At 35.3% G+C, this 25504-nt stretch carries 32 protein-coding genes; 15 read left to right on the forward strand and 17 right to left on the reverse strand.

Annotated features, from left to right (window positions below):
- Positions 1–100: 100 nt before the first annotated feature.
- On the reverse strand, positions 101–1030 hold the full coding sequence (locus Nisw_RS07510) for a hypothetical protein (RefSeq protein ID WP_370510664.1): 930 nt from the start codon (positions 1028–1030) through the stop codon (positions 101–103).
- A gap of 123 nt (positions 1031–1153) precedes the next feature.
- Between Nisw_RS07510 and Nisw_RS07515 the strand changes: the two genes are divergently transcribed.
- The 4 genes from Nisw_RS07515 to Nisw_RS07530 all read left to right on the forward strand — a co-directional run bounded on the left by Nisw_RS07515 (position 1154) and on the right by Nisw_RS07530 (position 4039).
- Positions 1154–1741, forward strand: a complete 588-nt coding sequence (locus tag Nisw_RS07515; RefSeq protein ID WP_255430756.1) for a PEFG-CTERM sorting domain-containing protein — start codon at positions 1154–1156, stop codon at positions 1739–1741.
- Positions 1742–1764: 23 nt separating this feature from the next.
- The gene (locus Nisw_RS07520) at positions 1765–2583 is read left to right on the forward strand and encodes an aspartate dehydrogenase (RefSeq protein WP_141977878.1); all 819 of its coding nucleotides are present in this window, start codon (positions 1765–1767) and stop codon (positions 2581–2583) included.
- Between the two features lie 93 nt (positions 2584–2676).
- Positions 2677–3633: a quinolinate synthase NadA gene (gene nadA, locus Nisw_RS07525; protein ID WP_141977880.1), complete on the forward strand. Its 957-nt coding sequence runs from the start codon at positions 2677–2679 to the stop codon at positions 3631–3633.
- Positions 3634–3637: 4 nt separating this feature from the next.
- Positions 3638–4039 carry a tetratricopeptide repeat protein gene (locus Nisw_RS07530; protein ID WP_141977882.1) on the forward strand — a complete coding sequence of 134 codons (402 nt, stop codon included), beginning with the start codon at positions 3638–3640 and terminating at the stop codon, positions 4037–4039.
- Here Nisw_RS07530 and nadC read toward each other — a convergent pair.
- From nadC to Nisw_RS07545, 3 genes are read right to left on the reverse strand one after another with little or no spacing between them, the layout of a single operon-like run.
- Positions 4028–4846 carry a carboxylating nicotinate-nucleotide diphosphorylase gene (nadC, locus tag Nisw_RS07535; protein WP_141977884.1) on the reverse strand — a complete coding sequence of 273 codons (819 nt, stop codon included), beginning with the start codon at positions 4844–4846 and terminating at the stop codon, positions 4028–4030. The genes Nisw_RS07530 and nadC overlap by 12 nt on opposite strands.
- Positions 4847–4886: 40 nt before the next feature.
- Positions 4887–5075, reverse strand: coding sequence for a transcription elongation factor subunit Spt4 (gene spt4, locus Nisw_RS07540; RefSeq protein WP_012215619.1), 189 nt, complete (start codon positions 5073–5075; stop codon positions 4887–4889).
- Position 5076: 1 nt separating this feature from the next.
- Positions 5077–5673, reverse strand: a complete 597-nt coding sequence (locus Nisw_RS07545; protein WP_012215618.1) for a DNA-directed RNA polymerase — start codon at positions 5671–5673, stop codon at positions 5077–5079.
- A gap of 148 nt (positions 5674–5821) precedes the next feature.
- On the opposite strand from Nisw_RS07545, the gene Nisw_RS07550 reads away from it, so the two are divergent.
- From Nisw_RS07550 to Nisw_RS07565, 4 genes are all read left to right on the forward strand, one after another.
- Positions 5822–6934, forward strand: coding sequence for an Mrp/NBP35 family ATP-binding protein (locus Nisw_RS07550; protein WP_141977886.1), 1113 nt, complete (start codon positions 5822–5824; stop codon positions 6932–6934).
- Between the two features lie 41 nt (positions 6935–6975).
- Positions 6976–7440, forward strand: coding sequence for a GTP-dependent dephospho-CoA kinase family protein (locus tag Nisw_RS07555; RefSeq protein ID WP_141978578.1), 465 nt, complete (start codon positions 6976–6978; stop codon positions 7438–7440).
- A 152-nt stretch (positions 7441–7592) separates the two neighbouring features.
- Positions 7593–7970: a hypothetical protein gene (locus tag Nisw_RS07560; RefSeq protein ID WP_141977888.1), complete on the forward strand. Its 378-nt coding sequence runs from the start codon at positions 7593–7595 to the stop codon at positions 7968–7970.
- A gap of 36 nt (positions 7971–8006) precedes the next feature.
- Entirely contained in the window at positions 8007–10046 is a 2040-nt protein-coding gene (locus Nisw_RS07565) for a sodium-translocating pyrophosphatase (RefSeq protein ID WP_141977890.1), read from the forward strand.
- Here the strand turns inward: Nisw_RS07565 and Nisw_RS07570 are convergent.
- From Nisw_RS07570 to Nisw_RS07590, 5 genes are read right to left on the reverse strand one after another with little or no spacing between them, the layout of a single operon-like run.
- The gene (locus Nisw_RS07570; RefSeq protein WP_141977892.1) at positions 10043–10228 is read right to left on the reverse strand and encodes a hypothetical protein; all 186 of its coding nucleotides are present in this window, start codon (positions 10226–10228) and stop codon (positions 10043–10045) included. The genes Nisw_RS07565 and Nisw_RS07570 overlap by 4 nt on opposite strands.
- Before the next feature lie 57 nt (positions 10229–10285).
- Positions 10286–10543 carry a DUF2024 family protein gene (locus Nisw_RS07575; RefSeq protein ID WP_141977893.1) on the reverse strand — a complete coding sequence of 86 codons (258 nt, stop codon included), beginning with the start codon at positions 10541–10543 and terminating at the stop codon, positions 10286–10288.
- A gap of 50 nt (positions 10544–10593) precedes the next feature.
- Positions 10594–10974, reverse strand: a complete 381-nt coding sequence (locus tag Nisw_RS07580) for an Hsp20/alpha crystallin family protein (RefSeq protein WP_141977895.1) — start codon at positions 10972–10974, stop codon at positions 10594–10596.
- A 4-nt stretch (positions 10975–10978) separates the two neighbouring features.
- A complete protein-coding gene (locus Nisw_RS07585; RefSeq protein WP_141977897.1) occupies positions 10979–11692 on the reverse strand; it encodes a proteasome assembly chaperone family protein in 714 nt (237 codons plus the stop codon).
- A gap of 29 nt (positions 11693–11721) precedes the next feature.
- Positions 11722–12147, reverse strand: a complete 426-nt coding sequence (locus Nisw_RS07590; RefSeq protein WP_141977899.1) for a universal stress protein — start codon at positions 12145–12147, stop codon at positions 11722–11724.
- A 115-nt stretch (positions 12148–12262) separates the two neighbouring features.
- Here Nisw_RS07590 and Nisw_RS07595 point away from each other — a divergent pair, with 115 nt between their 5' ends.
- The 3 genes from Nisw_RS07595 (at position 12263) to Nisw_RS07605 (ending at position 13482) form a co-directional block, all read left to right on the forward strand.
- Positions 12263–12724 carry a CBS domain-containing protein gene (locus Nisw_RS07595; RefSeq protein ID WP_141977901.1) on the forward strand — a complete coding sequence of 154 codons (462 nt, stop codon included), beginning with the start codon at positions 12263–12265 and terminating at the stop codon, positions 12722–12724.
- Between the two features lie 6 nt (positions 12725–12730).
- The gene (locus tag Nisw_RS07600; RefSeq protein WP_141977903.1) at positions 12731–12952 is read left to right on the forward strand and encodes a hypothetical protein; all 222 of its coding nucleotides are present in this window, start codon (positions 12731–12733) and stop codon (positions 12950–12952) included.
- A gap of 146 nt (positions 12953–13098) precedes the next feature.
- Positions 13099–13482 carry a cyclophilin-like fold protein gene (locus Nisw_RS07605; RefSeq protein WP_141977905.1) on the forward strand — a complete coding sequence of 128 codons (384 nt, stop codon included), beginning with the start codon at positions 13099–13101 and terminating at the stop codon, positions 13480–13482.
- Here Nisw_RS07605 and Nisw_RS07610 read toward each other — a convergent pair whose 3' ends face one another.
- Positions 13483–13875, reverse strand: a complete 393-nt coding sequence (locus tag Nisw_RS07610) for a Mov34/MPN/PAD-1 family protein (RefSeq protein WP_141977907.1) — start codon at positions 13873–13875, stop codon at positions 13483–13485.
- Positions 13876–13877: 2 nt separating this feature from the next.
- Positions 13878–14972 (reverse strand): plastocyanin/azurin family copper-binding protein, encoded by a 1095-nt coding sequence (locus Nisw_RS07615; protein ID WP_141977909.1) that lies wholly within the window; start codon positions 14970–14972, stop codon positions 13878–13880.
- A gap of 98 nt (positions 14973–15070) precedes the next feature.
- Here Nisw_RS07615 and Nisw_RS07620 point away from each other — a divergent pair, with 98 nt between their 5' ends.
- Positions 15071–15958, forward strand: coding sequence for a heme o synthase (locus Nisw_RS07620; protein WP_141977911.1), 888 nt, complete (start codon positions 15071–15073; stop codon positions 15956–15958).
- 3 nt (positions 15959–15961) lie between these two features.
- Here the strand turns inward: Nisw_RS07620 and Nisw_RS07625 are convergent, their stop codons facing one another.
- Genes Nisw_RS07625 through Nisw_RS07645 form a run of 5 tightly spaced genes read right to left on the reverse strand, consistent with a single transcriptional unit; the run spans position 15962 to position 20094 of the window.
- Complete coding sequence (locus tag Nisw_RS07625; protein ID WP_141977913.1) at positions 15962–16258, reverse strand: hypothetical protein; 297 nt, start codon at positions 16256–16258, stop codon at positions 15962–15964.
- A 2-nt stretch (positions 16259–16260) separates the two neighbouring features.
- On the reverse strand, positions 16261–18429 hold the full coding sequence (locus tag Nisw_RS07630) for a CDC48 family AAA ATPase (protein WP_141977915.1): 2169 nt from the start codon (positions 18427–18429) through the stop codon (positions 16261–16263).
- An 8-nt stretch (positions 18430–18437) separates the two neighbouring features.
- On the reverse strand, positions 18438–18719 hold the full coding sequence (locus Nisw_RS07635; RefSeq protein WP_141977917.1) for an elongation factor 1-beta: 282 nt from the start codon (positions 18717–18719) through the stop codon (positions 18438–18440).
- Between the two features lie 3 nt (positions 18720–18722).
- Positions 18723–18929: a zinc finger domain-containing protein gene (locus Nisw_RS09535; protein WP_141977919.1), complete on the reverse strand. Its 207-nt coding sequence runs from the start codon at positions 18927–18929 to the stop codon at positions 18723–18725.
- Between the two features lie 28 nt (positions 18930–18957).
- On the reverse strand, positions 18958–20094 hold the full coding sequence (locus Nisw_RS07645) for an NAD(P)/FAD-dependent oxidoreductase (RefSeq protein ID WP_141977921.1): 1137 nt from the start codon (positions 20092–20094) through the stop codon (positions 18958–18960).
- A gap of 66 nt (positions 20095–20160) precedes the next feature.
- On the opposite strand from Nisw_RS07645, the gene pth2 reads away from it, so the two are divergent.
- Genes pth2 through truD form a run of 3 tightly spaced genes read left to right on the forward strand, consistent with a single transcriptional unit; the run spans position 20161 to position 23359 of the window.
- Positions 20161–20514 (forward strand): peptidyl-tRNA hydrolase Pth2, encoded by a 354-nt coding sequence (gene pth2 / locus Nisw_RS07650; protein ID WP_141977923.1) that lies wholly within the window; start codon positions 20161–20163, stop codon positions 20512–20514.
- Positions 20515–20558: 44 nt separating this feature from the next.
- Positions 20559–22166: a lyase gene (locus Nisw_RS07655; RefSeq protein ID WP_141977925.1), complete on the forward strand. Its 1608-nt coding sequence runs from the start codon at positions 20559–20561 to the stop codon at positions 22164–22166.
- Positions 22163–23359 (forward strand): tRNA pseudouridine(13) synthase TruD, encoded by a 1197-nt coding sequence (gene truD / locus Nisw_RS07660; RefSeq protein WP_141977927.1) that lies wholly within the window; start codon positions 22163–22165, stop codon positions 23357–23359. Before Nisw_RS07655 ends, truD begins: the two co-directional genes overlap by 4 nt.
- Positions 23360–23528: 169 nt before the next feature.
- On the opposite strand, the gene Nisw_RS07665 is transcribed toward truD, so the two are convergent.
- The gene (locus Nisw_RS07665) at positions 23529–25361 is read right to left on the reverse strand and encodes a hypothetical protein (protein WP_141977929.1); all 1833 of its coding nucleotides are present in this window, start codon (positions 25359–25361) and stop codon (positions 23529–23531) included.
- Between the last annotated feature and the right edge of the window lie 143 nt (positions 25362–25504).

Consider the following 25504-nt stretch of genomic DNA (forward strand, 5'->3'; position numbering starts at 1 on the left):
TTGATGATGGCATCCTTGTATACGGTATTGAGCACAACAATAGTTCGTTGGTTTGAATAAAATCTTTAGGTTATACTGAACCTTGACAAAACTGATCCATTTATCCAATTTTTCCTTTGAAAATTACTTTTTCTTCAGTTCCTGATGGTGTACTTTTGTCAATGTATCTAATTTCATACTCGTCTCCGATGTGAATTGTTTTACCATCTATTTCTCTTGGAATTTTGATCTTTACTTCAAATGTGTTTGTGTTTGGTCCAGTTTCAATTAATGCCCAAGAGTTTGCATCAAATCTTGGGTTGGCTAAAGTGGTTCTGATTCCTCCGTCTCCTCTATATTCAAATGAACTAAGCGGAATTTTGTCCTCATCTTTTGAATCTTTGTTTGCATCTGGTTCGTAGATTCTCAATGTAAATTCATGGCCTATTCTAGAACCACCTCCTGATGTTTCGACTTTTGCAAATGTTTTGGTTAAGGTGATTGATTTTGTCAAAACTCTTTTTTCTCCAGAAGGATCTGTTTGATCTAAATATCTGATCAAAACAACATCATCTTGTTTGCTTGTATCTGGCAACTCTAATTTCAAATAAAATTTACCTGTATCTACCCCTGTCTCAATCATTGTATCTGGTCCTTGTATTGGGACACCATTGATTGTAAATTCAAAAAGTCCTTCTGTACTAATTACATCCACTCCACTATGACTTGTATTTAGATCATCATCTAAAATGTAATAATTCACTATGGAATTTTGAGATGCAGGTATAGTTTCAATTTCTCTCTCTGCTTTCTCAAATTTCTGGATAATTTGTATCCAGCCTCTCTCTTCTAGCCTTTCTGCAGTTGTTGGTTTAACACAAACAGGCATACCTGATATTTTTAGCATTAAAACTAGTCCTTCATCACAAGTAATTTTTTCAGGCATAACCCCTAATTTCATCTGTTTTCTCGGTGATTCGATATCTGCGAATGATGGTTGAATTATGATTAAGAGAAATATTGTAAAGACTATTCCAATTTGAAAATACATGATTTTTTCCAAATATCTTTGCATAAATAACTTGATGATGATTTATTCTCTTTAATTTCAATACTGAAAATCAATGGAGAAAATACGAAAACTGATTATATTTGATACTTTTTTACATTAAACATGCAAGGCATGTATTTTATGTTAATTGGGGTTTTGCTAACTGCTATGATTCTTCCAACAACTGTCTACGCAGAACATGTTTTAGATATTGAAGCATTTGGACAATACCTTGACATTTCACAATTAGAATCTGAAAAAGTCACGTTTGTCTTTGATGAAAAATCATATGATGTCTACTATGGATTCCGTGGCAGTCTTGATGATATGAGCTCTCATACCTCATACCCTATATTATCTTCCATGGATATCAACGAGGAAAACAAATCCATTGACATTGTTATGGAATCTGTTCCAGGGAAAACTGATTTTTGGGTTAGAATGCCTGATGATGTAATTTATGCAGAAAATGAAAAATTCACAGTAATAGTTGATGGAGTTGATACTAGATATGATCTAATGAAATTTCCAACAGATCATGTAATTGGATTCATTATTGATGAGGATACCAAAAATATTCAAATCATTGGAACTCGAGTCATACCTGAATTTGGAGCCTATGCCACTCTAATTTTGGCAATTTCTATTATGGGATTGGCATTCTTTGCTAGGAAATTCCCCTTTGCAAATAGTTTACCTAGAATTAATTAAGTGATGTTTTCTAGATATTCTGTTTGAAACGAGTAGCACTTTTAGGATGTGGTTCGATGGGAACACAAATTGCATTGGCAATTGATTCTGAAAATTTTCCCGCAACTCTCACTCACGTTTATGATGCCTCAAAGGATGCCTCTTCTTCTCTTGTTGAAAAACTAAAAAACAAACCAGAAATCGTTGAAAACTCTCACTTGTTGTCTTCTCAACCTATAGACATTGTTGTAGAGGCAGCATCGCAAGACGCTGTAAAGGATGTCGCACTAAGTGTTCTGCAAAACAAAAAAGATTTGATGATAATGAGTGTTGGTGCATTGCTTGATGAATCAATCTATGATATTTTATCTGACGCATGCAAAGATTTCAAAAAAACAATCTATCTTCCCTCAGGTGCTATTGCAGGGCTAGATGGAATAAAATCAATCAAAGGAGAGCTAGAATCTCTCTCTATCACTACAACAAAACATCCGCACTCATTAAAGGGAGCAAAGTTTTTTGAAACTTCTGAAATTAATCTTGATGAAATTACCTCCTCAACTGTTGTATACAGAGGAACTGCAAAAGAAGCAGTTACACTTTTTCCTGCAAACATCAATGTTGCAGCACTTTTGTCTCTAACTGGAATTGGTAGTGAAAAAACCAGTGTAACAATTGTTGCAGATCCTAACACTGACAAAAACACTCACCACATTGAAGCTACAGGAAAGTTTGGAAAGATGACCTTTATCATAGAAAACATTCCTGATGCAAATAATCCTAAAACAAGCCGGTTGGCAATCTTGTCTGCCATTGAAACTCTGAAAAAATATTGCTCAGATGATATCCAAATTGGCACATAACATGGCAATAATTGCCACTATTATTCACATATGTGAAAATTCTAGGCGCGATCCCATTCTTTAAATCCCCACAACCCAAATTTTCAATGGTTTATGCTCGTACAACAAACCCCTAAACTCAAAGAAGAGATTGAACGTCTCAAAAAAGAGAAAGATGTAGTCATTCTTGCTCATAATTATCAAATTCCAGAGGTTCAAGATATTGCAGATTTTACAGGCGATTCTTTAGGATTATCAAGGCAAGCCGCAAAAGTTCCACAAAAGACAATTCTTTTTTGTGGTGTGAATTTTATGGCTGAAACTGCAGCAATTATCAGTCCTCAAAAAAAGGTAATTTTACCTGATTTGGAAGCAGGATGCTCTTTATCTGATTCAATTACTGTTGATGAATTGCGAAATTGGAAGAAACAACATCCTGGTGCAATTGCAGTTGGATATGTTAACACTACTGCAGAAATCAAAGCAGAACTTGATTATTGTTGTACATCCTCAAATGCAGTAAATGTAGTTAAAGCAATTCCAGAAGATAAGGAAATTTTGTTTTTACCTGATATGTTTTTGGGCTCTTATGTTGCAAAAATGACTGGCAGGAAAAATATTCACATATGGGCAGGTGAATGTCATGTCCATGCAGGAATCACTCCTGAAGATGTTACAAAAAAACTAGATTCGATGAAAGATGCAGAATTTGTTATTCATCCAGAATGTAGTTGTACAACTCCAATGATGTATGATGTTGCTGATGGAAGCTTTGACAATCAAAAAGTTTCAATTCTTTCAACTGAAGGAATGTTAAACCATGTAAAAGAATCAAAAGCTAAAAACTTTGTTGTTGCAACTGAGACTGGAATTCTATATAGAATGAGACAACAAAACCCTGAAAAGAGATTCATTCCGGCTTCAGAAAAAGCTGAATGTCAATACATGAAGATGATCACACTTGAAAAAGTCTATGATGCCCTCTTAAATGAAAAAAATATTGTAACTGTTCCAAAAGAAATTGCAGACAAGGCACGTTTGGCAATTGACAGAATGCTTGCAATAAGCTAATTGTGTGACTGTTTTGGTTGGATTATTTAATAGAACTCCTAAGGATCCTAACCAAAAAAGAAATCAAGAAAAATTTAAAGAATTCAAAAAACTTGCAAAGCAAAAAAAGTATGATGAGGCACTAAAGTCAGGCACCGAATATCTCCGAATGGTGCCGAACAATCACGATGCTTTGTTTACTGTGGGTGGAATTTATTATTTGAAAAAAAAATACAAGACTGCAATTTCTCATTTTGATAAAGCTCTTGAAATTGGCTCATATGATGTTGATGTGTTGCTTTTGAAAGCATACTCTCACCAGAAATTAGGTGAAAACAAAAGGGCACTTCAATGCTGTGAAAAAATTCAAGAAGTTGATCCAAAAAACAAGGCAGTTACTGAATTGCTATCTCAATTAAATCTCTAAACTCATGTCAATTCCTTTAACAGAATTTGTAATGCTTCCAACAGAAATTATGTCCACTCCTGTTTGTCCATATTTGGAAATGTTTTTGGAATTAATCCCTCCTGACGCTTCAAGTAAAACTTTATTTCGCAATTTTTGATTTTTTAGAACTGTGATTGTTTTTCTGATCTGATTTGGAGTAAAATTATCTAACATGATTATTGTTGCACCTTCTTTTGCAGCAAGAACTGCATCTGCAGTATTTTCTACTTCAACTTCAAATTTTTTGTACTTTCTCTTTGCTTTCTTGATTAATGATTCTAGTGAATTTCCTACTGCAATGTGATTGTCTTTTATCATGACCATTTCATCTAGTCGTAATCTGTGCTTTTTACCTCCTCCAATCTCCACTGCTTCTTTGTCAAAATATCGTAGTCCTGGAGCAGTCTTTCTTGTTGCATAGATTTTTGTTTTCTTTGGAATTTTTTTTACAAGTTCGTTTGTTTGAGTTGCAATTCCACTCATTCTTGTCAAAAGATTAAGTGCTGTTCTCTCACACGTTAGAATTTTTCCTGCATCTCCTGAAATGATCATTATTGTTTGATTTGGTCTCACTTTTGAGCCATCTTTTCTCAAAATTCTTGCATTACATCCTTTGATTTTAAAAATCTGCTTTGCATGTACAACTCCTCCAACAATTGCTGGTTCCCTTGAAATTATTCTAACTGTGATTCTTTTTTTTGGTAGTAATGCACTTGTGATGTCTCCCTTACCAATATCTTCAGCTAGAAATTGTGATAACTGCTTTTTGGAATTAAATGACAACATTATGATAAAACGTAAGTTTGATTTTAAAGATTTAGAAATTTTATGTTACTTTGATTGCATACTTGCCTTTCTGAGTAATGCCAAGTGTTTTTGAAATCTCAGAGTTTGTTGGATCTACTACTAGTACTACTCCGCTCCAATCTGGTGTTAAATCTGATGATTTGCATACTGGACAAACTTTTCCAACAGTTACATACTTGCATTTTCTGCATGCCATTTCTCGTGCCATCTTAACTTGCCTCTACTTTAGCTTCTTTTGCTGGTTCTTCTGCACCGCCAGAAGATTTCTTAATCTCTTCTTCAATCCACTCGTCTGCACCAAGGAATGGTTGTCTGCATGTGATTCCGATTTTACCCATTGCAGCTGCTTTGCCTAATGATACTGCAGTGATTCTTGCACGAAGTGTAGAACCAACTTTTAGTGTTCTTCCACTTTGATTGGCCAAAATCATTCCAGACTTTACATCACTCTTTAGATAATCATCCATAACTTGTGACAAGTGAAGTAATGCATCGGTTGGACCAATTCTTACAAATGCTCCAAAGTCTGTAATGTCTACGATTTCACCTTGTACAATTTCTTGTAATTTTGGATAAAATGTCAATGCTTCAAATTGCACTCTATGGAATGTTCCACCGTCTCCGGCAATCATCTTTCCCATTTCGTCTACTTTAGCATCTAAAATCATAATGATGTAACCTAAATCTGCATTAATCATACTCTCGTACTTTTCTTTGAGGATGTTTACTGCTGCCTTTTTGAGTGTGGTTCCAAACAAGCTTGGAGGAATCCTGACAACGTCAACTAGGGTAGATATAGAAAACAACTGTGCTGTTTTTCTTGAATTTCAATTTATGAATCTTTGGGTAATTTGAGCGCATTTTTCCAAAGATTTTGCTAATTTTGCAAAATTATGACAATTTCTTTTTGTCTCCGACTTATGTTTAAATAATGTAAACGGGTTTTTTGACGCAATGGTTGGCATAGATCAAGTTCTTGAAAAACTCAGTACTGTAATTGATCCTGACTTGAAAAAAGACATTGTATCGATGGGAATGATCAAAGACTTGGAACTCAATGATGGCAATTTGAAATTTACATTAGAATTAACTACTCCTGCATGTCCTTTCAACGTCGAAATTGAAGATGATGTAAGAAAAGCAATTGGCGAACTTACTGAATTGAAAAATTTTGACATGAATGTAACTGCAAAAGTTATGGAAGGACGTTCACTTGATGCAGACACTGGAATGGCTACTGTCAAAAACATTATCGGTGTTGCAAGTGGAAAAGGTGGTGTAGGAAAATCAACAGTGTCTTTGAATTTAGCTTTAGCACTACAACAAACAGGTGCAAAAGTTGGATTACTAGATGCTGATATCTACGGGCCAAGTATTCCTTTGATGCTTGGAATGAAAGATGGATTCATGGAAGTTGAAGACAACAAACTTCAACCAGCAGAATCAAATGGACTCAAAGTTGTTTCATTTGGTTTTTTTGCTGAACAGGCACATCAAGCAGCAATTTATCGTGGTCCAATTATTTCTGGTATCCTTAAACAATTTCTAGTTGATACAAATTGGTCTGACTTGGATTATCTTATTGTTGATCTTCCTCCAGGAACTGGTGATATACCATTAACTCTTGCACAAACAATTCCTATTACTGGAATTCTGGTTGTTACTACTCCTCAAGATGTTGCAAGTAATGTTGCAGTAAAAGCAATTGGGATGTTTGAAAAACTAAATGTCCCAATCATAGGTGTTGTTGAAAACATGAGTCACTTTATTTGTCCTAATTGTGATGAAAGACATTACATATTTGGTGACGGTGGTGCAAAGAAAATTAGTGAACAGTTTAACATGCCTTTCTTAGGTGAAATCCCATTAAACTCTGGAATCATGTCTGGCTCTGATGTAGGAAAACCAATCATGATTACAACTCCCGATTCTCCAAGTGCTGAAGCATTTAGAATTGCTGCTAAGAACATTGCAGCACAATGTAGTATTCTTGCAGCAAAACTTCAAGAAGAGATGGAGTCTGAAGGCTCTAATGAAGAATCAGCTCCAGAGGCAAGTACCAACTAGAATCGATTTTTGTGAAGTTACCTGATTCTCTAAGAGAGCAAATGAAAATTCCTTTAGGTATTCTTTTACCTGAAAGTCAAGCTGATAAGGAAAATATTCTCAAACACATTGAACAAAATTCCTACATAATTACAGTTGGTGATAGAACCACTGAAAAGATGATTAGTTTTGATTTAATCCCCTCATTGCAAATTGTAGATGGTATAGAAAAAAGAGAAAAAAGAGAACCCCCAAAACTTGCAAATGCTACTGAGATAACTGTTGAAAATCCTCCTGCAGAAATTACCTCTCAAAGTATTGATGTAATCAAAAAGGCATTTTTGATGGAATCTCCAATACGGATTCTTGTTACTGGCGAAGAAGACCTTTTGGTCTTGCCAGTTTGTATTCATGCTCCTGAGAATTCTGTTGTATTGTATGGTCAACCAAATGAAGGACTTGTGATAGTCAAAATTACCTCCGAAATTAGAAATAAAGCACAAAGTCTACTTGACTTAATGGAATAACGGGGTATGATGAGACGGTGGCTGTATGATTCGTGATTACACTACTAAAACCTCTGACCCTATTAATTCCTAATTTTGAAGAATGAAAATCAACCAAATTTCTTACAACAATTGACATTCCAAGATAAACACAGATTGCATGATTGGATTATGTGAAACTTGATCCTGAACTGAAATTGCAAATTTTAGAAAAAGTTGGAATTTACTCTAACCGATTTTCCATTCCTGAACCTACAATTCTATTAACTACAAAAGAAGTTCTTGATGCTCCAAAGGCGATGACAGAAGGAAGACGTACATCTGCTTACAAGTATTATGGAGTATCATATCTTCAACACAATCTAGTTTTCATAAATGTAAGAAAAATACCTGATGAGAAGACTCTCGAAAATACAATTGTTCATGAATTGATCCATATGCGATTTCCATATCTTGCACATGGTAAAAGATTCAACAAGCTTGTAAGACAAGGATTACGTGGCAAATCATTTTTGCCATATAGGAAAAGAAGCATAGTCTCCGCTATTTGATTTATATTTCCCAGAAATGGGCAAGCGAGTATTAACATGGAAATCGCTGAGATTCTGCCATTTATCGCAGGAATTGCATCATTTTTAGTTGCTGGTGGATTAGTTGCCTGGATTTCAAAGCAACCTTCTGGAACAAAAGAAATGATGGATATCTCAAATGCAGTCAAAGTTGGTGCTGCAGCATTTCTAAAAAGAGAGATGAAAATTATCATACCTGTTGCAATTGCATTAACTGTGATTATTGGGGCATTTCTTACTCCCTCAAATGGTCTTGCATTTGCAGTTGGCGCAGCATTATCTGCTGTTGCAGGAATTATTTCATTAAAAATTACAGTAAAAGCAGCAGTAAGGGCTGCACATCTTAGTAGTGATGGACTTGGAAAGACATTTGCTATGGCCTTTAGAGGTGGAGCAACTGTTGGTCTTGCAGTACCTGCAATGGCATTAATGGCAATTGCTGGTTTGTATGTTATATTTCCAGACCCAATCACAATTGCAGGCGTAGGAATTGGTGCAAGTCTAATTGCATTATTCATCAGAATTGGTGGTGGAATATTCACAAAGGCTGCTGATATGGGTGCAGACTTGGTAGGAAAGGTTGAGGCAAACATTCCTGAAGACGATCCTAGAAATCCTGCAACTATTGCAGACAACGTAGGAGATAACGTTGGAGATGCAGCAGGAATGGGTTCTGATGTTTACGAATCCTATATTGTTACAATTTTAGCAGCATTACTTATTGCAGCATTAATTGGTGCACCAAACTATTTCCTTTACCCAATACTTATTGGCTCATCTGGAATGATTGCATCAATCATTGGTGTTGTCATTGTTGGCTCTAAAGGAGTAACTGATGTCATGAAACCGCTTAATCGTTCGTTCTATGTTTCAGCTGCAATTGCAATTGCATTAAACTATGTATTTATCACACAATTCATTGAACAATCAACTGCAGGAATTGCATTGTTTGGAACAACTGTAATTGGTGTTATTTTAGTACCTGTTATTCAAAAAATCACAGACCAATATACTAGTTACAAACATGGCCCTGTAAATGAAATTGCAGATTCTGCAAAGTGGGGATATGCATCATTAACATTAATGGGAATTATCAAAGGAATGCAATCAACAGGACCCTTCATGATTGCACTAGTTATTGCAATTATCATCTCATACAGTATTGCTGCCGCTGCAGCTCCTGAAGGTGCAGACCCAGTACTCTATGGAATCTTTGGAACTGCCCTAACTGCAATGGCCATGCTAAGTCTTGCAGGAATTGTTCTAAGTATAGATGCATTTGGTCCAATTGCAGATAATGCCGGTGGTATTGTTGAGATGACCGGAATGGGTGAAGAAAATCGTAAAGTCACAGATGAAATTGATGCTGTAGGAAATACTACTAAAGCAGTTACAAAGGGATTTGCAATTGCAAGTGCCGCATTAGCTGCATTGGCTATGATGCAAGCATTCCAGTTTGAGGCTGCTCACATCTTTGAAGGTGTTTTAGATTTAGATTATAGTTTAACAAATCCAGCAATTATTGTTGGTCTTTTGATTGGTGGATTGATTCCATTTATCATCACAGGTCAACTAATCAATGGTGTATCTCGTGCTGCTGGAAAGATGGTCGATGAGGTAAGAAGACAATTCAAATCCAATCCAGAAATTCTTACGGGTAAATCTAAACCCGATTATGCTAAATGTGTAGATATTGCAACTGTTGCTTCAATTAGAGAACTTTGGAAACCTGCACTTGTTGCAATTATTGCCCCAATAATTTTAGGTGTTTTGCTAGGTCCAACTGCAGTAGCTGGATTACTGATGGGTGCTGTAGTTACAGGAATTCTACTTGCATATCACTTGGCAAACACTGGTGGCGCATGGGATAATGCAAAGAAACTAGTTGAAATGAAAGGTGAAAAAGGTTCTGAAGTTCACAAAGTAGCAGTTGTCGGTGATATTATTGGTGACCCTTACAAAGATACAGCAGGCCCTGCACTTAACACTGTAATCAAACTCTTAAACACAATTGCAATTGTGTTCGTATCTGCATTTGTTGCAATTATTGCACTTTAATTTTCATCAACAATCAGAGTCATATCCAATTCGTCAATCTGAGCTTGAATTGCTTTTTTCAAAGTTTCATTGTGTGCATCACAGAATTTGAAGTAATTGTCTGCAGTTTGAAAACAACCGCAAATCCACCTTGTTTTCTTTTCTCCTTCCACTGTCCACTTTGAATATTTTTGTTCATCCATGAAACGAAATATGTTGTTGATCTAAAAAATGTGTCTTGTAGAAAAAGGAAAAAGTGTTTAAGGACAGCCTTCCATTTTTTGGATAAAGTAGCCGTTTTCCTTAATTGCCTGTTCAACAGGCTCTGGTGCACCTTGGGAGTGACAGAACTGACATTCATTTTGAGTCATTACTGCATTTTCTTCCCCAATTGATTTTAACCACTCTTTACCATATGTGATGGCCTTTTCGTGATCTTTTTCACCAGTAATTACATCAAAGTGCATGGTATGACCGTCTGCTGCTTTGACATAAGTGTCGTATACGTGAATTTCCATAAATTTAATCAAAAAAAGGCATATTTAATTCAAAAAGAAAGTCTGCGTTCCTAACTAATTTTTATGGAACGCCCTGTTGATTTTTTTGGGATTTTGATTTCAAGCCTACCTTTTTGAAATTTGGCAGATATCCCTTTTGTATCTGCCATGTTTGGCAGTGATACTGATTTTTTGAAATACTCAAACTTTGAGACTTTTCCTAGTTTTTCTTCAGAGTAGTTTTCCTTTAGTTTTGCTTCCACATTTATCATATTTCCATCAAAAGTTACTTTGATGTCTTTTTTGTTTACCATTGGCAAGTCTAATTCTAATGCCCAATGATTGTCAAATTCTTTTAGATATGACAATGGAGACAAAATTCTATGTTCTATATCATCAATCAATGAACTGATGGATGGTAAGATTGTTCTTATCTCAAAATCTTCTTTCATTTAATCACCTGTATATTTGAGGTGTACTTCCCTGTTTTTCTTGTTGTTGTAATGTACGAATTGTCTCTTCCATTAAATTTCGATGTTGAATTCGTAGTTTGTCTATCTTATTTTTAATATCTTGAATGTCTACTTTAACATCTAAAATTCCTGCAACTGTTTCTATTGCAACAATTGACGCTTCAGGATCTGGAAAAAATGGATGGCATTCTGCATATAATACAAGTGCTGGGATCTTTGTTTTTCTGAAAACGGAAATAATTGCAGCATCTGTTCCAAAAATTGAACCGTCTAAGAACTTTGAAATCTGATTGTTGTATAATGTGTTTTCTAAAATTGAATGTGTGACTAGACCAAAAATCTTTGGTGAATCTTTTTCTTTATTTACCGTTTCCATGCCACTGACAATGATTATTTTCTTTACACTGTTTCTCTTACAAAATTCATGTATTGCATGTGCAAAACCTTCTGCCAAGTATTGATTAAATGGAACATCTGAAATTATAACAAAAATATTTTTTTTGTTATAGACTCTGATTGGAGCAAGAATTTCACCATTCTCTACAAACAAAGTAGATGGCAAGTCTGGTACTTCAATTTCTCCGATTTGCCTCATCTTTAACGAATGAATTAGATATGAAATTGCAAATGTCCCAACAAGCCCATTACTTGGGAATCCCACAAGCAATGTGTTTTCTTGAGTATCTGTTTTCACCATTTTCAAATTATCATCCCTCAAAAATTCAATTACTTTGCAATCAGAACTGGTATTTTTGATTTATGCAACACGTAATTTGATGTACTTCCAAAGAACATTTCTTTTGCAGCTCCCATCCCTCTAGACCCAATAACTATCATGTCAAAATTATTTTTTGCAGCAACCTCTACGATTCTTTTTCCTTCATCACCATATGATACTCTGTCAAAAAACATTATCCCTTTCTTTGCTGCCTTTAGTTTTGCTTTTTTCATAATTTTTTGAGCATGCTCTAATAGAATTTTTTCTACAGGTGTGATTGGGTCATTAGATCTAGGTTTTGTGATTCCAAGTATGTATATGCCTGTTATTGTGGCATGACATTCTCTTGCCATGTGGATTGCCATGTCTAAACCTCTAAAAGAGTTTGAAGACCCATCCAGTGGAACGAGAATCTTTGAAATCTTACCTACCATGATGTTATTACTGAGAATTTTTGATTTAAAAACAATTATGATTCTCTTTAATGATTTTCATCCTTGATATTCTGGAAGAGTATAAAATAACGAATTATTGTAATTAATATGTAAAATGGCTGATGCAAAAACCCTGACTATTGGTGATATAATGACAAAATCTGTCATATCTGTCGATTCCTCTATGAATGTAAATGAGGCAGCAAAAATGATGGAAGATGCAAAGGTTGGGGCAATTATTGTGATGGAAGATAATACTCCTGTTGGAATTGTTACTGATAGAGATTTTTCGGCAAAAATTGTTGCACATGCTTATCCTATAACAACTCCTGTAAAACAAATTATGTCCTCTCCAATGTTCTCAGTTGGTTCTGATGATTCTATTAGAACAGCTGCTGATTTGATGCATGAAAGAGGAATTAGAAAACTACCTGTTATTGATAATGACACTGTAGTTGGAATTATTACTGCATCTGATATTGTTAATCTTTTAGCAGTTTCTACTGAGGATGACATTCGAGACATCTACTTTCATTCTGTTGCAAAGATTTTTACAAATTACAGTCCATATAATTAGATAGAAATGGTACTGCCAATTGTTGTATTGATTGTTATTCCTATTTTTCTTGGAATCACTTATGTTGCTCCTTTTGATCAACCTGGGGAAATTCAAGAACCACCAATTCCTGAAAATTCTGGTGCTATGATTCTTTATGTCCTATTGATGGGAATATGGGTTGTCTTTTTACTAAGAATTGTAATCTTGATGAAGAGGGGTTCTTATAAGATCACTCAGAAATACTGATATGAACACGGCACCTTATTGGAACAAAAACATCTGTTCTGATTGTAAAAGAATCAAATGTCAAAAAGGATGTATTTGTGATTGCCATCAATTGCGAGACAGAATAAACTAAGTATTCTTATGTATGTCAAATCTTTTAGGAAATTATGAAACATACTGTGCATGTTGATGTTGATTCGACAAAAATAATTTTAGAATTAGATGATTCTCATTCTCCAAAAACTGTGAATGAGTTTATTGAAAAATTACCCTTTACAGTAGATCTTAATGTTTGGGGCGATGAAATCTATTCTTCAAAATCTCCAATTAGCCAACCTGAAGAAAATGCAAAGTCTCCTGTAGAACTAAATGATGTTGCATATTGGCCAACAGGCAAAGCCATCTGTCTGTTTTATGGACCTACTCCTATAGGCAAACCTGGAGAAATAACCCCTGCATCTCCTGTAAACATTCTTGGTAAAGTGGTTTCTCCTGACAAATCTATACTTGGTATGGCTGATGGAACAAAGGCTACCTTTAGCAAGGCCTGATTATTTTTCTACAATTGGAATTTCTTTAATTTCTGATTCTAAAACATATGCTCTAAAATTTTTGTTTGCTCCTGAGTAAATTATCCATGCAACTGGATTGCTTTGCATAAATTTTTTATCTGTATTTGATGGGTATGCCTCAGAATTTGGATGTGAGTGGAAAATTCCTATTACACTCACTTTTTTCTCTTCTGCAATCTTGTATCCTTCTATAAGTTGCTCATTTGAAATGGTAAAGTTCACTGGTGACTCTTCAATGTTTTTTGTTAGAAATACATCTGAGACTGTATTGTCATTACCAAATAATATTGCACATGACTCATTTGGTTTTTCATTTTCAGCATGCTCTGTTAGAATTTTTTTATCTGAACTTGATAAGATGATTTTCTGCAAATCTATTCTACGTTAACAGTTCCTATCATCCATGGATGGAATGTACAGTAATAATCGTAACTTCCTGCTTCAGTAAATGTAAATTCAAAATTATCTCCTGCCATCATCATTTCTGAATCAAACACTCCTGTTGCATCTGCAGGTGGCATACCTGATGTTACAGTGTGTACTGTGCTATCTGTATTGTCCCATAGAACTGTATCTCCTACAGACACTGTGACTACTTCCGGATCGTAATAGATTTGACCATCTTCTGGAATTGCTGCACCTTCTGGCATTACTACTTTGATTGGCTCTTTTGCGCCTTCAATAGTTAGTGTTGCAACCATCCAAGGATGTACAATACAGAAGTATTCGTATTCACCAATTTCTAAATTAGTTGTATCAAGTGTAAATGATTCTCCTGATCCTAGCAGTCCTGTATCAAATGTCTCTCCAAAGTCTACAGAACTAGTTGCAGTATGTGCAACAGAATCTACATTTGTCCATTCTACAACGTGCCCTTGTTGAACAACTGCTGCATCTGGTGCATAATCTGGATTTCCTTCCTGGGCTGAACCTTCAAGAATTTCAATAGCAAATATTGGTCCTGTTGGTGCAACATCTTCAACACTTGGTTCTTCGACTGCAACTTCATCGGGAATCAAGTATGTGTCAGGACTAACAAATCCAAATGCCACCCATGCAATAATTCCTGCAGCTGATGCCATTCCCACTATGGAACCTACTGGTTTCAAGTATTGCGGGTGCTTCATTGCAAGATATGCTATGATGATTGCTGGAAATGCTATTGCCATCAAAATTCCAGCTATTGTAACCGTATAAGCCGAAGTATTCATTGTAAATGCAAACATTCCAAATCCTAAGGAAATGGATGCAACTACCAAAACTGTTGCCTTTGCTCTATTACTAGTTGAAACCCCTCCATCTAAGATGCCTGTTGCTAAGAAGATTAATCCTACAAACATGGTAAGACCCGTCAAGGCATGCATTCCATCAATGAATGTGTGTGCAATCTCAGCATATGATATGACAACTCCTGCCAATCCTATGGCTGTGAGTCCCATTCCTGGCATCATGAGGTCCCAATTACTCATTTAACGTAGCTGGTAGGGCTGAGATACTTATTCCTTTTGAAATGGTACGGATCAATGGACGAAGAAATTAAATGGCTTTGGACTAGGATAGAGTGAGATTGGGATTTAATGAAATAATGGAGATATCCAAACCAAGGATAGTAGTTCTTCTGGTAATTACTGCAGTTACTTCGATGTATGCTGCAAGTAAGCTTGTTCCAGGTACTCCTGAACTAGATTATTGGTCATACCTGCATATCATTATAGCTGGCGCATTGGCATCAGCTGGTTCTAGTGCTTTGAATCACTATTATGACCGAGACATTGATCCGAAAATGGAGAGAACCAGCAAAAGACCAATTCCATCTGGACGGATGGCGGCATCTAATGTTTTGATTTATGGTTTAGCTGTTAGTTGTATCTCTGTAATTTACGGATTTTTTGCATTAAATGCAGTTTCTGCATTCTTTATTGCAGTTGGAATTTTCTCGTATGTTATTATTTACACGGCTTGGCTTAAACGCCTAAACACATCAAACATTGTAATTGGTGGTATTGCAGGTAGTGCAGCTGCATGGGCTGGTTGGTCTGCAGCTACAGGAAGCATGGATCTTTTGGGATTCTTGGTAGGTTTCCTGGTTTTCGTTTGGACTCCTTCACACTTTTGGTGTCTTGCAATGAAAATTAAAGACGAATATGCACAAGCTGAAGTACCAATGTTGCCTGTTGTAATTGGAATGCAAAAAACTTCAAAGTACATTCTAGGAAACACAATAATCTTACTTCCTTACTCTTTGATACTTTCCTTTATTCCCGACGGAATGGGAGTTGTATACACTGTAATTGCAGCTGTGTCTGGCGGATTAATGTTGGCGTATCATTACAAACTTACAAAAACTCCTACATCTGAGTTTGCTTGGAAAGCATACAAAGTAACTGCACCTTATCTTACAATAATTTTCGTAGCAGTTGCATTGGATGCGGCATTCCACATTCCTTTGTTTTAAGAATTATTTTTCAAAACCTGGAAAACTTGCTTCATAGTCTTTTTCCATCATTTCCTTGTTTTGCTCATCTATTTCATCTACTTCTTCTTTAACTACGAAAACCTCAATTCTGCGCTCATCTTTTGTAATCCAAGACACTTTGATGAGTCCAAGAATTTCTAAATCTAATAAAATTTTGTTAAATTTGGCTTCTGCCATAGTAAATCCATCTTTTGTTAAGACTTTGTAAAGCTCAACATCTGTTAGTGATCCTGCATCTTTAATTTTGTCAAATACTGTATTTCTGATTGGAATTGCCATTTTTATCCGTAGAATGTTTTATCTCCTGTCTTTGGTACTACGTTAGATATACTTTCCTTCACTGATTTGTACCATTGATCAACTTCTTTTGTAATTGAAGGTCTGACCTGTTTCAAACTGTTTGCAAAGTCTTGACTTGATATCTTTGATGCATTATTTTGCATGGCTTGAACTGCAGCTTCTCTACATAATGCAGCTAAATCTGCACCTGTATAGTTTTGAGTTGCAACTGCAATCTCTTGTAATTTTACATCACTAGTTAATGGCATCTTCTTTGTTAAAATTTTGATAATCTCTAATCGTCCTTTCTCATCAGGTGGCTCAACATACAAGACTAAATCTAGTCTTCCTGTTCTTAACAATGAGTTATCTACCACATCTGGTCTATTTGTAATTCCTATTACTACAACACGTGAAGAAGTTCCCTCTTCAATTTCTGTAAGTAACTGGCTTAGTATATTTTCACCAACTCCGCCTTCGCCTGATTTACTACGTGCTAGTGAATCTAACTCATCAAAAATAACCACACATGGGGATGATGCTTTTGCTTTTCTGAAAATTTCTCTAACAGCTTTTTCAGATTCTCCAACCCATTTAGAAAGAATTTCAGGACCTCTAACTAAAATCATATTTGCGCCCGTCTCTGTTGCAAGTGCTCTTCCAAGCAAAGTCTTTCCACATCCTGGTGGTCCGTAAATCAATGCACCCTTTGGCGGTTTAATTCCCATTTTTGTAAATTTACTTGGTTCATTCATTGCTAAAATTAGATTATCTGTCAATGCTTTTTTGATTTCATCTAATCCTCCTACATCTTGCCACCAAACTTTAGGTCGCTCAACATAGACTTCTCTCATTGCAGTAGGTACCACCTCATGCATTGCATCGTAAAAGTCGATTAATTTGATCTTCATTGATTGCAATACTTCAGAAGGAATTTTTTCTGTTTCAAGATCTATTTCTGGTAGATATCTTCTGATTGATTTCATTGCAGCTTCTCTACATAGTGATTTGATATCTGCACCTGTGTATCCGTGTAATTCTGATGCTAAATCTTTTAGATCAATGTCATCATCAATTGGCATTCCTCTTGTATGGATCTGAAGAATCTCTATTCTTCCATCTTCATTTGGAACCGAAATCTCAAATTCTCTGTCAAACCTACCTGGTCTTCTAAGTGCGGGATCAACACTATCTGGTCTATTTGTTGCTCCAAGGACAATTACGTTTCCTCTATCATTTAGTCCATCCATTAAGGCCAAAAGTTGTGCAACTACTCTTTTTTCTACATCTCCGTATGCCTCTTCTCTTTTTGGTGCAATTGCATCAATCTCATCAATGAAAATTATGCTTGGAGAATTGTCTTTTGCTTCTTTGAAAATGTCTCTTAACTTTGCTTCTGTTTCGCCGTAATACTTGTTCATAATTTCTGGACCGTTAATTGGGAACATGTTAGCTTCTGATTCACTTGCCATGACTTTGGCAAGCAAAGTCTTTCCACATCCTGGTGGTCCATAAAGTAAAATTCCACTATGTGGCTCTATTCCTAATCTGGAGAATAATTCTGGATGTCTTAATGGGAGTTCTACAATCTCTCTCATTGCTTTTACTTTTTCACCCAATCCTCCTACTTCTTCATATGTCACTCTAACTTTTCTATCCACTGCAGTTTCAGTTGAAATGTTTAATGTGGTGGAGCGGTCAATCTTTACTACTCCCTTTGGTGTAGTTTTTGTAATTTTAAAGTCCATTGAATTTCCTAAAATCATCACTGAAATTTCATCACCATGTGTAATTGGTAATCCTTTTAGTCTATTTTTTACAAAATCTGTGAATTCTTTATCTACTGTAACTGAATCATTAACTGGAGTTAAAGAAACAGCTTTTGCAATCTTTGATGTAACTTTTCTAATTTTTACAATGTCGTTTAATGATGCGCCAACATTTTTTCTTGTTTGTCCATCAACTCTTATGATGTCTGGGAATTTTTCATCTTCGTCTACTGGCCAAATCACAGCACAACTTGTTCTTGAACCCATAACCTCAACAATGTCTCCTGGAGTTACTTTGAGAAAGTCCATTGCTTCAGGACCGATTCGAGCTCGTTTTTTACCTACGTCTCGTTGTTTTGCTTCTCCAATTCGCATTTGCAAAGGTTCTTCTTTGCGTACCAAAAAATCACCTATTTCATGTCAACTGACATACGGCTCATGTTAAGAACCTCAAATTCACTTACGCCTTCAGTACCTTTAACAGCATTTTCTAATGCGTCACTTTGACCTTCTTTGTCTTCTAACACAAATTCTGCTTTCAAAAATTCTAAACCAAATGCTAATGGTTCTTTTGCATGTCTCTTCATTGTGATTCCTTCTGGCAATGTGTTCTTTAGAGTCTCTGCTAGTTTGTCAAGATCTACATCGGTTCCTTCTGGGAGAATTTTTGTGATAAATAGTAATTGTGCCATTTTCTAAGGTCCCTGTGTGTTACATGATGAACAAGTGTAATTTCTTGCTGACTCTCTGCAACTTTGACATCTCCAAATTAAATCTGCACCACAATCTGGGCAATTGAATTTTACACATTTATCATTAGGCATAATATGTCTGTGGCAACAACTACATGTTGGCAATGATATTGTTGATGATGACATACCACGATTTTCTGCAAACATCATTTATACCTTCCTTAGCATTTGGGCGTGTTTATCGAAGTAGTTTTTTGAATTCTCCGCCAATTAGAGTTTGAGCTGTTTTAATTGATCCCTTCAACCCCAACAGTTTCACAATAGAACTTGTGTGAAAATCAAAATCATCTTTTTCTGATATGTCTTTTAGAATTTCTGGTGTGATTGATTCAAATAATTTATTGATAGTATTGTTGTCTAGTCTTTCTAAAATTTTTCTTGCAAAAATTTGTTTTTCAAATTCTTTTCCAAATCTATCTGTCCATTTTGTTTGATATTCTTCTAGTTTTGATCTGTCTCCTGTTTTTAGAAATTCTACTATTGCTTGTCCTGCATAAACTCCTCCCATACCACTAGTGAAAATACCTCCTGCTGTAGTTGGTTTTGCTTGTCCTGCTGCATCCCCTACAATCACTATGTTATTTTCTACAAATTTTTCAATTGGTCCTTTTATCCAAATTGGCGCAAAAATCTTTCTTATTGTGGAATATTCTCCTTTTTCTTCAAGAATTTTTTCTATTGTTTCAGCAACATTGATTCCCCTTCCTGCAACGCCAATTTTTCCTTTTCCCTCACTAGATGGAATTATCCATGCAAAGAACCCTGGATACTTTTCCTGATCAAAAATTACTTCTACTTTTCCTTTTTTTATCCAGTCTGCATAGATTTCATATTGTGCAGATGATAAAATACCTGTTCTGTCTTTATGGATTAGAGATGACACTCCTCTTGCATCAACAAAAATCTTACAATCAATATTTTCTTCATTTGTTCTAATTCCTGTTTCTGTCATTTCCTGAAACCTGGTTCTAACTTTGATTATAGCTCCATTCTTTTGGGCCTGAAAAGCAATTTGTTTATCTAATTCCCTTCTGCTGATTTCTATTACCTTTTGATTTTTTGAGTTTATCGAAAAAATTTTTCCATTCGGAGCCGTAATCTCTGCTGATTCTATCATATGATCAAATGTTTTTCTAAATGGAATTATTCCCAGTTCTTCTAATCCTGAAATACTGACTAATCCTCCGCAATGCTCTGGTGTGCCTATCTCGTAATCTTCTTCAACAACTAAAACTGAAAAACCCTTTGCAGCAATCTCTCTTGCACAAAGTAATCCTGCAACACTGCCGCCTGCAACCACTGCATCAAAGTACACAGTTTTTGTTTCTTTGTCAATTATTTAATTCAAAAGTTTTTCATTATGCCTGTTTTTGATATTAGTATGGGGGATATCAAACAGGTTATTGTTGTTAGAACTGACCTTGAAATGGGAAAAGGAAAAATCGCTGCACAAGTAGGACATGCTTGTGTTCTTGGTGCAGAACATGTGAGAAAATCTCACCCAGAGTGGTATGAACAATGGTGGGGAGGACAAGAAAAGGTAGTAGTCAAAGTTTCTGGTATCAAGGATTTACAAGAAATAAAAAAACATGCAATTGATTTGAATTTACCTTGGTCTGAAGTTACTGATGCAGGCCATACTCAGATTGCCCCTGGAACCACAACATGCATTTCAATTGGTCCAGCTCCTGAAAATCTTATTGATAAAGTGACTGGAGATTTGAAGTTACTCTAGATATTTGGAATAAGATATAACAAGGAAAGTTTGCTTTTTTATTTGTGAAAAAACAGACCAAAGGGATTTTGGCTTTTGCATTTTTAGGTGGAATTATGGTGACTTCTGGAGTTGTAATTGCAATTCCTGGACTCACTCCTGAAGATGATAATCCTGAACTTACAATCACTGGAACTCCTGCAGATAATTTCCCTGATGAGGATCGTCCTAGGTTTTGCGGTTCTGGAAATGCAAAGTCTACTGATTTTGTAACAGAGTATTCTATTCCAACTGAATGTACAAATCCTTTGGCAATTGTTACTGACTATGATGGCAATGTTTGGTTTGCCCAAACAAATACTGGAAAATTAGCAAAATTTGATCCTAACACTGAAACATTTACTGAATATGACAATCCTACATGGCCAAAAAATGGACGTTCCATGATGTGGGGAATAGATTATGCACCTGATGGCTCTGTATGGTTTACTGATGAGACATTTGATTCTGTCTGGAAATTCTCAACGATTGATGAAAAATATGATAGACTTGGTTATCCCTCTGAAACTGATTCTTTGCCTCAAAGACTTCACATTGATGGGTCTCAAATAATTATTAATGATTTTACTGGAAACAAACTCACATTCTTTGATATAGGTCAATCCACAGGTGATGTTGAATACATTAGCCTTCCTTCTCCTGTTGATAATTCTGTAACTGCTGATTTTACATTGGATGGAGATGGCAATGTATGGTATACAAATTGGCTATTTCAACAAGGTGGTGTTTTAGTAAAATTTGATCAAAACGGATATCGAAACGCAGTTCAAGAATCTGGAAAAGAATTCTTTGCAGGAGAAATGTTTACTGAAATTTACCAATTGCCTGTAGAATTACTAACTCCGAATGGGGCTGTTGTATCTGATGATGGAAAAATCTGGTTAGCTGATACTACGTCTTCTTCTTTCTTTAGTTTTGATCCGATATCTGAAGAGTTTACTCAATATGTGACAGCAGACCCATTACTTAGCACATATGGAAATCAAACTGGCGTGATCAAAACTCCTATCTCTAGACCTTATTGGATTGACTCTGATGAGCAAGGCAGAATTATCTTCAATGAACAAAACGCAAACAATATTTCTGTATTTGATCCAAAATCTAATTCTCTAGTTGAATATCATGTCCCTTCTAAGAATCCTTTTTGGGGTGACTGTGATCCTGGAACTGGTTTAATGGTTGCAGATTGTGGATTGGCACAAATTTTTGATTTTGCAGTTGATGGGAAAAAAATATGGTTTACTGAATGGGTTGAAAACAATATTGGTGTAGTTGATACTTCTGTTCAATTACCGCTTGAAATTCAATTAGAATCTGAAATAATCTCTCTTAATCCTGGCATTTCTCAAAATATTGACTTTGTAGTTTTGCCGAATTCAAACGGTGAAACATTAGGTGGTTCTCTAATACTTGGAACTACCCATGACTTTTTGAATGTAGAACTTAATCCTGACAATTCCCAGTCTTTCCAATTGCTTTCTGGTACTCCGCAATCAATTAATGCAAAAATTTCTGCATCCAATGATGCACTCCCTGGAGAATACAAAGTTCTAGTTGGAATACAATCTTCTGATATTGCAATTAGCAAATATGTTACAGTGACAATAGAGTGATACCCACTTTAGATTCTCAAATTGGAATTTCTGTTTATAGTACAAAATTTGATGGTATTGGTGGAAAAATACGTGTAACTCCAGAAGATTTTGAAGTATCTGAAAAGATTTTAGAAAAAACACAGAACTCTATTAATCAAGAAGAAGGTTATACTGTTTACAAATTAAAAAAGAAAAAAATTGATACAAACCATGCATTATCTGATGTTTTTAAAAAGAAAGGAATTAGATTAAAGTCTCTAGGCCTAAAAGATGCATCTGCAATCACTGAGCAATTTGTTTGTTCTGGGAATAAAGGTAAAACAATAGAAGATTATTCTACAGAAAAATATTCTTTGAAAAAAGTTGGTTTTGTAAAAAAACCCCTTTCAAAGAAAGATATGATTGGTAATCATTTCAAAATTAAAATCTCTGAGTGTTCTCATGGATTGTCTTCTTTTACAGAATTTGAAAATGTTCTAAATTTTTATGGTTATCAGAGATTTGGTTCAAAAAGACCTGTGACTCATTTGATAGGAAAAGCAATACTTCAAAGAAACTTTGATGAAGCGGTTAAACTAATTTTGTCCTTTACTTCTGACTATGATTCAAAAGAAAATAATGAAATTCGAGGTAAACTTGCTGATAAACAGAATTACAAGCAATATTTTGAAAAAATTCCAAAGCAAATGGATATTGAAAGAATTGTTTTAAAAGAACTGATTGATCATGATGACCCTTTCCGTGCAGTACGTGCAATCCCACTATCTTTGAGGCGATTTTATATCCAGGCATATCAATCCTTCATCTTCAATAACTCTCTAAGTGCTGCATTTACTGATGGTGAAAATCTGTTTGAGGCCAAATCTGGTGATGTGTGTTTTGATCATAAAGGGATAATTGGGAAATTCATCCAAGGGTTAGATCAAAATCTTGCATTGCCTTTTGTTGGATATTCCTATTACAAAAAAACAAGATTTGATAATCAAATCTCACAGATACTCAAACAAGAAGAAGTATCTCCAAAGGATTTCTTTATCAAAGAAATGCAAGAGGTAAGCAGTGAAGGTGGATTTAGACAGGCTGCAATTGATTGTTCTGATTATTCTTCACATGATAATGTCGTAGAATTTACATTATCAAGAGGTTCTTTTGCAACAATTCTGCTGAGAGAGATAATGAAACCATCTGATCCAATTTCTGCTGGTTTTTGAGAACTGTTTTAAAATTTTTTTTCTTATGTGTTAAAGTTATGTCTTTGAAATATTTTAGATGTCAAGAAATACTGTATGTTAATTATCTGTGAAATTGGAGAGGAATAATTTTATTCTGAACTAGATGTTACTTAAGTCAAAAACTGTCTGGTGACTTTTGGCAATTATCCTACTGATTTGGTGCAATAATTTGCTTTAACCATGCTCTTTCTGCTTGTAAGATAATTTTGTTAACTCTCTCTTCTTCTAGAATTTCTGCTATTGGCCTGTCATCTTTTTCAATTCCAAAATATGCATTTCTTAGATCATATTTTGAATCCATCAGACGTTTCATGATTTCTTGAGCTTTTTGTTCTTCTACGGTCATCATCATTTGTATCTCAGGATTACTCAATTTACTAATTTTATTTCCATATTCCCAACTTGTTGAATCTTCAAAGTCACTATATTGTTCAATACATAATGGGCAAGTTTCTAATAGTTGGTTCAAAGCTTCATTTGATAGATTTTCTCTATATTCTGCAAAGTCTGAATGCATTCTATCAAATACTAGAGTCTCATCATCCTGAATTCTTTCTTGTTTAATGTAATCTTTCATCCATATTCCATACTGGAATGTCCATGAATCTCCAAACTCGTCAACAGCTGTGGTTTTACTTGTTTCAGTTAAGTGGTAGATATGCCCTTGATTAATTCCCTCATGTTGTTTTGCTGGATTCATTGATGTTCCGATAATTTCAATTCCATGATTATAGTAATTTTGCCATGCTTGTCTAGAATAATCCCAAACATCAGTAGATACAATGTTAAAATCTAATGGTTCTCTGAACATGTGATTTATAGTTATTTCAAGACATTGGGTTGAACCTCCATTACATGAAACCTTGTCAGTTGTAACTGAAACGTTATCAAGTGCATTTTCTGGATCAGTTATGGTTACTGTTTGAGTTCTATCTCTTGCAAAATCAACTTCAATCATTGCCTGACTTTGGGAAATTATTTCACCTTTGCCTAAACCAAATGCAAATGTAAAGTGAGCAATATTATCTGGTCCTCTATTTTCATAAATCTTGAATATTGCTGTGTTTTGTTTTCCTACTTGTGATGTAATTAGTGGATATGGTGTAAAGAATCTCTCAACATCAATAGAGTAACCGTTGTATGTGAATCCATCATCAACAACTCTTTGTCCGTTTGGAAGTACTCCTAATGTTGGTTCTTCACAATCTCCATCACATCCAGAACCTCCACTTTTTGATTCAGTTTTTGCAATGTTGTTGGTAACTGATTGATTACTAAAAGTTGCTAAAGCATTTCCAGTCGGGGTAACTGTATCTTCAATATCATTTGCTCCTCCTGGGGCTGTATAATCTACATCCAATGTTTCTCCAAATAATAATCCGCTAACTGTTAATGTGATTTTGTTCCCTGAAATTGATACTGCAGTTGCAGTATGAGCTCCTGAAGTAGAACCATCTACATTCCATGCAGATGGTTGTGATGTTCCTTCGAATTCAACATTTTCAGACATTGTAACTACGACCGTTGTTGTTGATGTTGCTTCTGCAGATGAAAAAACTGGAGCAACTCCATCTGTGGTACTAGTAAAAGTCACATCTCCCAAATCGTCTCCGTTACCGTCAACTGTTCCATCTGATGCTGCAATTATTGAACCTCCTGAACAGTTTGCAACAGCATAAACTACATTAGGAGTATCACCTGTCCCGAATGCTGTAGTTGTCAATGTAATTGTACTTGAACCACCACCTTCTGTAGTTCCAATGTCAGTTCCACTACTTACTGTGTTGCCTCCAATCCTAAAACAAGAAATGTAACTGGTACCGGTTCCACCTTCATTGAAAACAGGTCCATTGTTAAAATTCACAGTGACTGTAGTTGTTGTTGCTGTTGCTGCAGTATTGATAGTCGGAGTAAGTGCATGTGCCTCTTGCATCATAAAATTAGGAAAACCACTAGTAAGTAAAATACCGAAAAATAACATTAAAAATACTCTTGAAGATTGCCCTTTCACGTACAAACTCGTATGCTTTCAAGTTATAACTATTTCTCAAATAATTACAAAAAATTGATAACTTAACCAAGTTTTTTTTGATTTGGGCTTTAATGATTTTGTTATGACTTTGT

This window comes from Candidatus Nitrosopumilus sp. SW, from assembly GCF_006740685.1.
In the GTDB taxonomy this organism is placed as follows: domain Archaea; phylum Thermoproteota; class Nitrososphaeria; order Nitrososphaerales; family Nitrosopumilaceae; genus Nitrosopumilus.

What these genes read in the sequence shown, in the direction of transcription:
- Nisw_RS07510 (WP_370510664.1), bottom strand. Translation starts at nt 1,030, where the DNA reads ATGTATTTTCAAATTGGAATAGTCTTTACAATATTTCTCTTAATCATA.
- Nisw_RS07515 (WP_255430756.1), top strand. Translation starts at nt 1,154, where the DNA reads ATGCAAGGCATGTATTTTATGTTAATTGGGGTTTTGCTAACTGCTATG.
- nadA (WP_141977880.1), top strand. Translation starts at nt 2,677, where the DNA reads ATGCTCGTACAACAAACCCCTAAACTCAAAGAAGAGATTGAACGTCTC.
- nadC (WP_141977884.1), bottom strand. Translation starts at nt 4,846, where the DNA reads ATGTTGTCATTTAATTCCAAAAAGCAGTTATCACAATTTCTAGCTGAA.
- spt4 (WP_012215619.1), bottom strand. Translation starts at nt 5,075, where the DNA reads ATGGCACGAGAAATGGCATGCAGAAAATGCAAGTATGTAACTGTTGGA.
- Nisw_RS07550 (WP_141977886.1), top strand. Translation starts at nt 5,822, where the DNA reads ATGGTTGGCATAGATCAAGTTCTTGAAAAACTCAGTACTGTAATTGAT.
- Nisw_RS07555 (WP_141978578.1), top strand. Translation starts at nt 6,976, where the DNA reads ATGAAAATTCCTTTAGGTATTCTTTTACCTGAAAGTCAAGCTGATAAG.
- Nisw_RS07565 (WP_141977890.1), top strand. Translation starts at nt 8,007, where the DNA reads ATGGAAATCGCTGAGATTCTGCCATTTATCGCAGGAATTGCATCATTT.
- Nisw_RS07570 (WP_141977892.1), bottom strand. Translation starts at nt 10,228, where the DNA reads ATGGATGAACAAAAATATTCAAAGTGGACAGTGGAAGGAGAAAAGAAA.
- Nisw_RS07575 (WP_141977893.1), bottom strand. Translation starts at nt 10,543, where the DNA reads ATGGAAATTCACGTATACGACACTTATGTCAAAGCAGCAGACGGTCAT.
- Nisw_RS07580 (WP_141977895.1), bottom strand. Translation starts at nt 10,974, where the DNA reads ATGAAAGAAGATTTTGAGATAAGAACAATCTTACCATCCATCAGTTCA.
- Nisw_RS07585 (WP_141977897.1), bottom strand. Translation starts at nt 11,692, where the DNA reads ATGGTGAAAACAGATACTCAAGAAAACACATTGCTTGTGGGATTCCCA.
- Nisw_RS07590 (WP_141977899.1), bottom strand. Translation starts at nt 12,147, where the DNA reads ATGGTAGGTAAGATTTCAAAGATTCTCGTTCCACTGGATGGGTCTTCA.
- Nisw_RS07595 (WP_141977901.1), top strand. Translation starts at nt 12,263, where the DNA reads ATGGCTGATGCAAAAACCCTGACTATTGGTGATATAATGACAAAATCT.
- Nisw_RS07600 (WP_141977903.1), top strand. Translation starts at nt 12,731, where the DNA reads ATGGTACTGCCAATTGTTGTATTGATTGTTATTCCTATTTTTCTTGGA.
- Nisw_RS07605 (WP_141977905.1), top strand. Translation starts at nt 13,099, where the DNA reads ATGAAACATACTGTGCATGTTGATGTTGATTCGACAAAAATAATTTTA.
- Nisw_RS07615 (WP_141977909.1), bottom strand. Translation starts at nt 14,972, where the DNA reads ATGAGTAATTGGGACCTCATGATGCCAGGAATGGGACTCACAGCCATA.
- Nisw_RS07625 (WP_141977913.1), bottom strand. Translation starts at nt 16,258, where the DNA reads ATGGCAATTCCAATCAGAAATACAGTATTTGACAAAATTAAAGATGCA.
- Nisw_RS07635 (WP_141977917.1), bottom strand. Translation starts at nt 18,719, where the DNA reads ATGGCACAATTACTATTTATCACAAAAATTCTCCCAGAAGGAACCGAT.
- Nisw_RS09535 (WP_141977919.1), bottom strand. Translation starts at nt 18,929, where the DNA reads ATGATGTTTGCAGAAAATCGTGGTATGTCATCATCAACAATATCATTG.
- pth2 (WP_141977923.1), top strand. Translation starts at nt 20,161, where the DNA reads ATGGGGGATATCAAACAGGTTATTGTTGTTAGAACTGACCTTGAAATG.
- Nisw_RS07665 (WP_141977929.1), bottom strand. Translation starts at nt 25,361, where the DNA reads ATGTTATTTTTCGGTATTTTACTTACTAGTGGTTTTCCTAATTTTATG.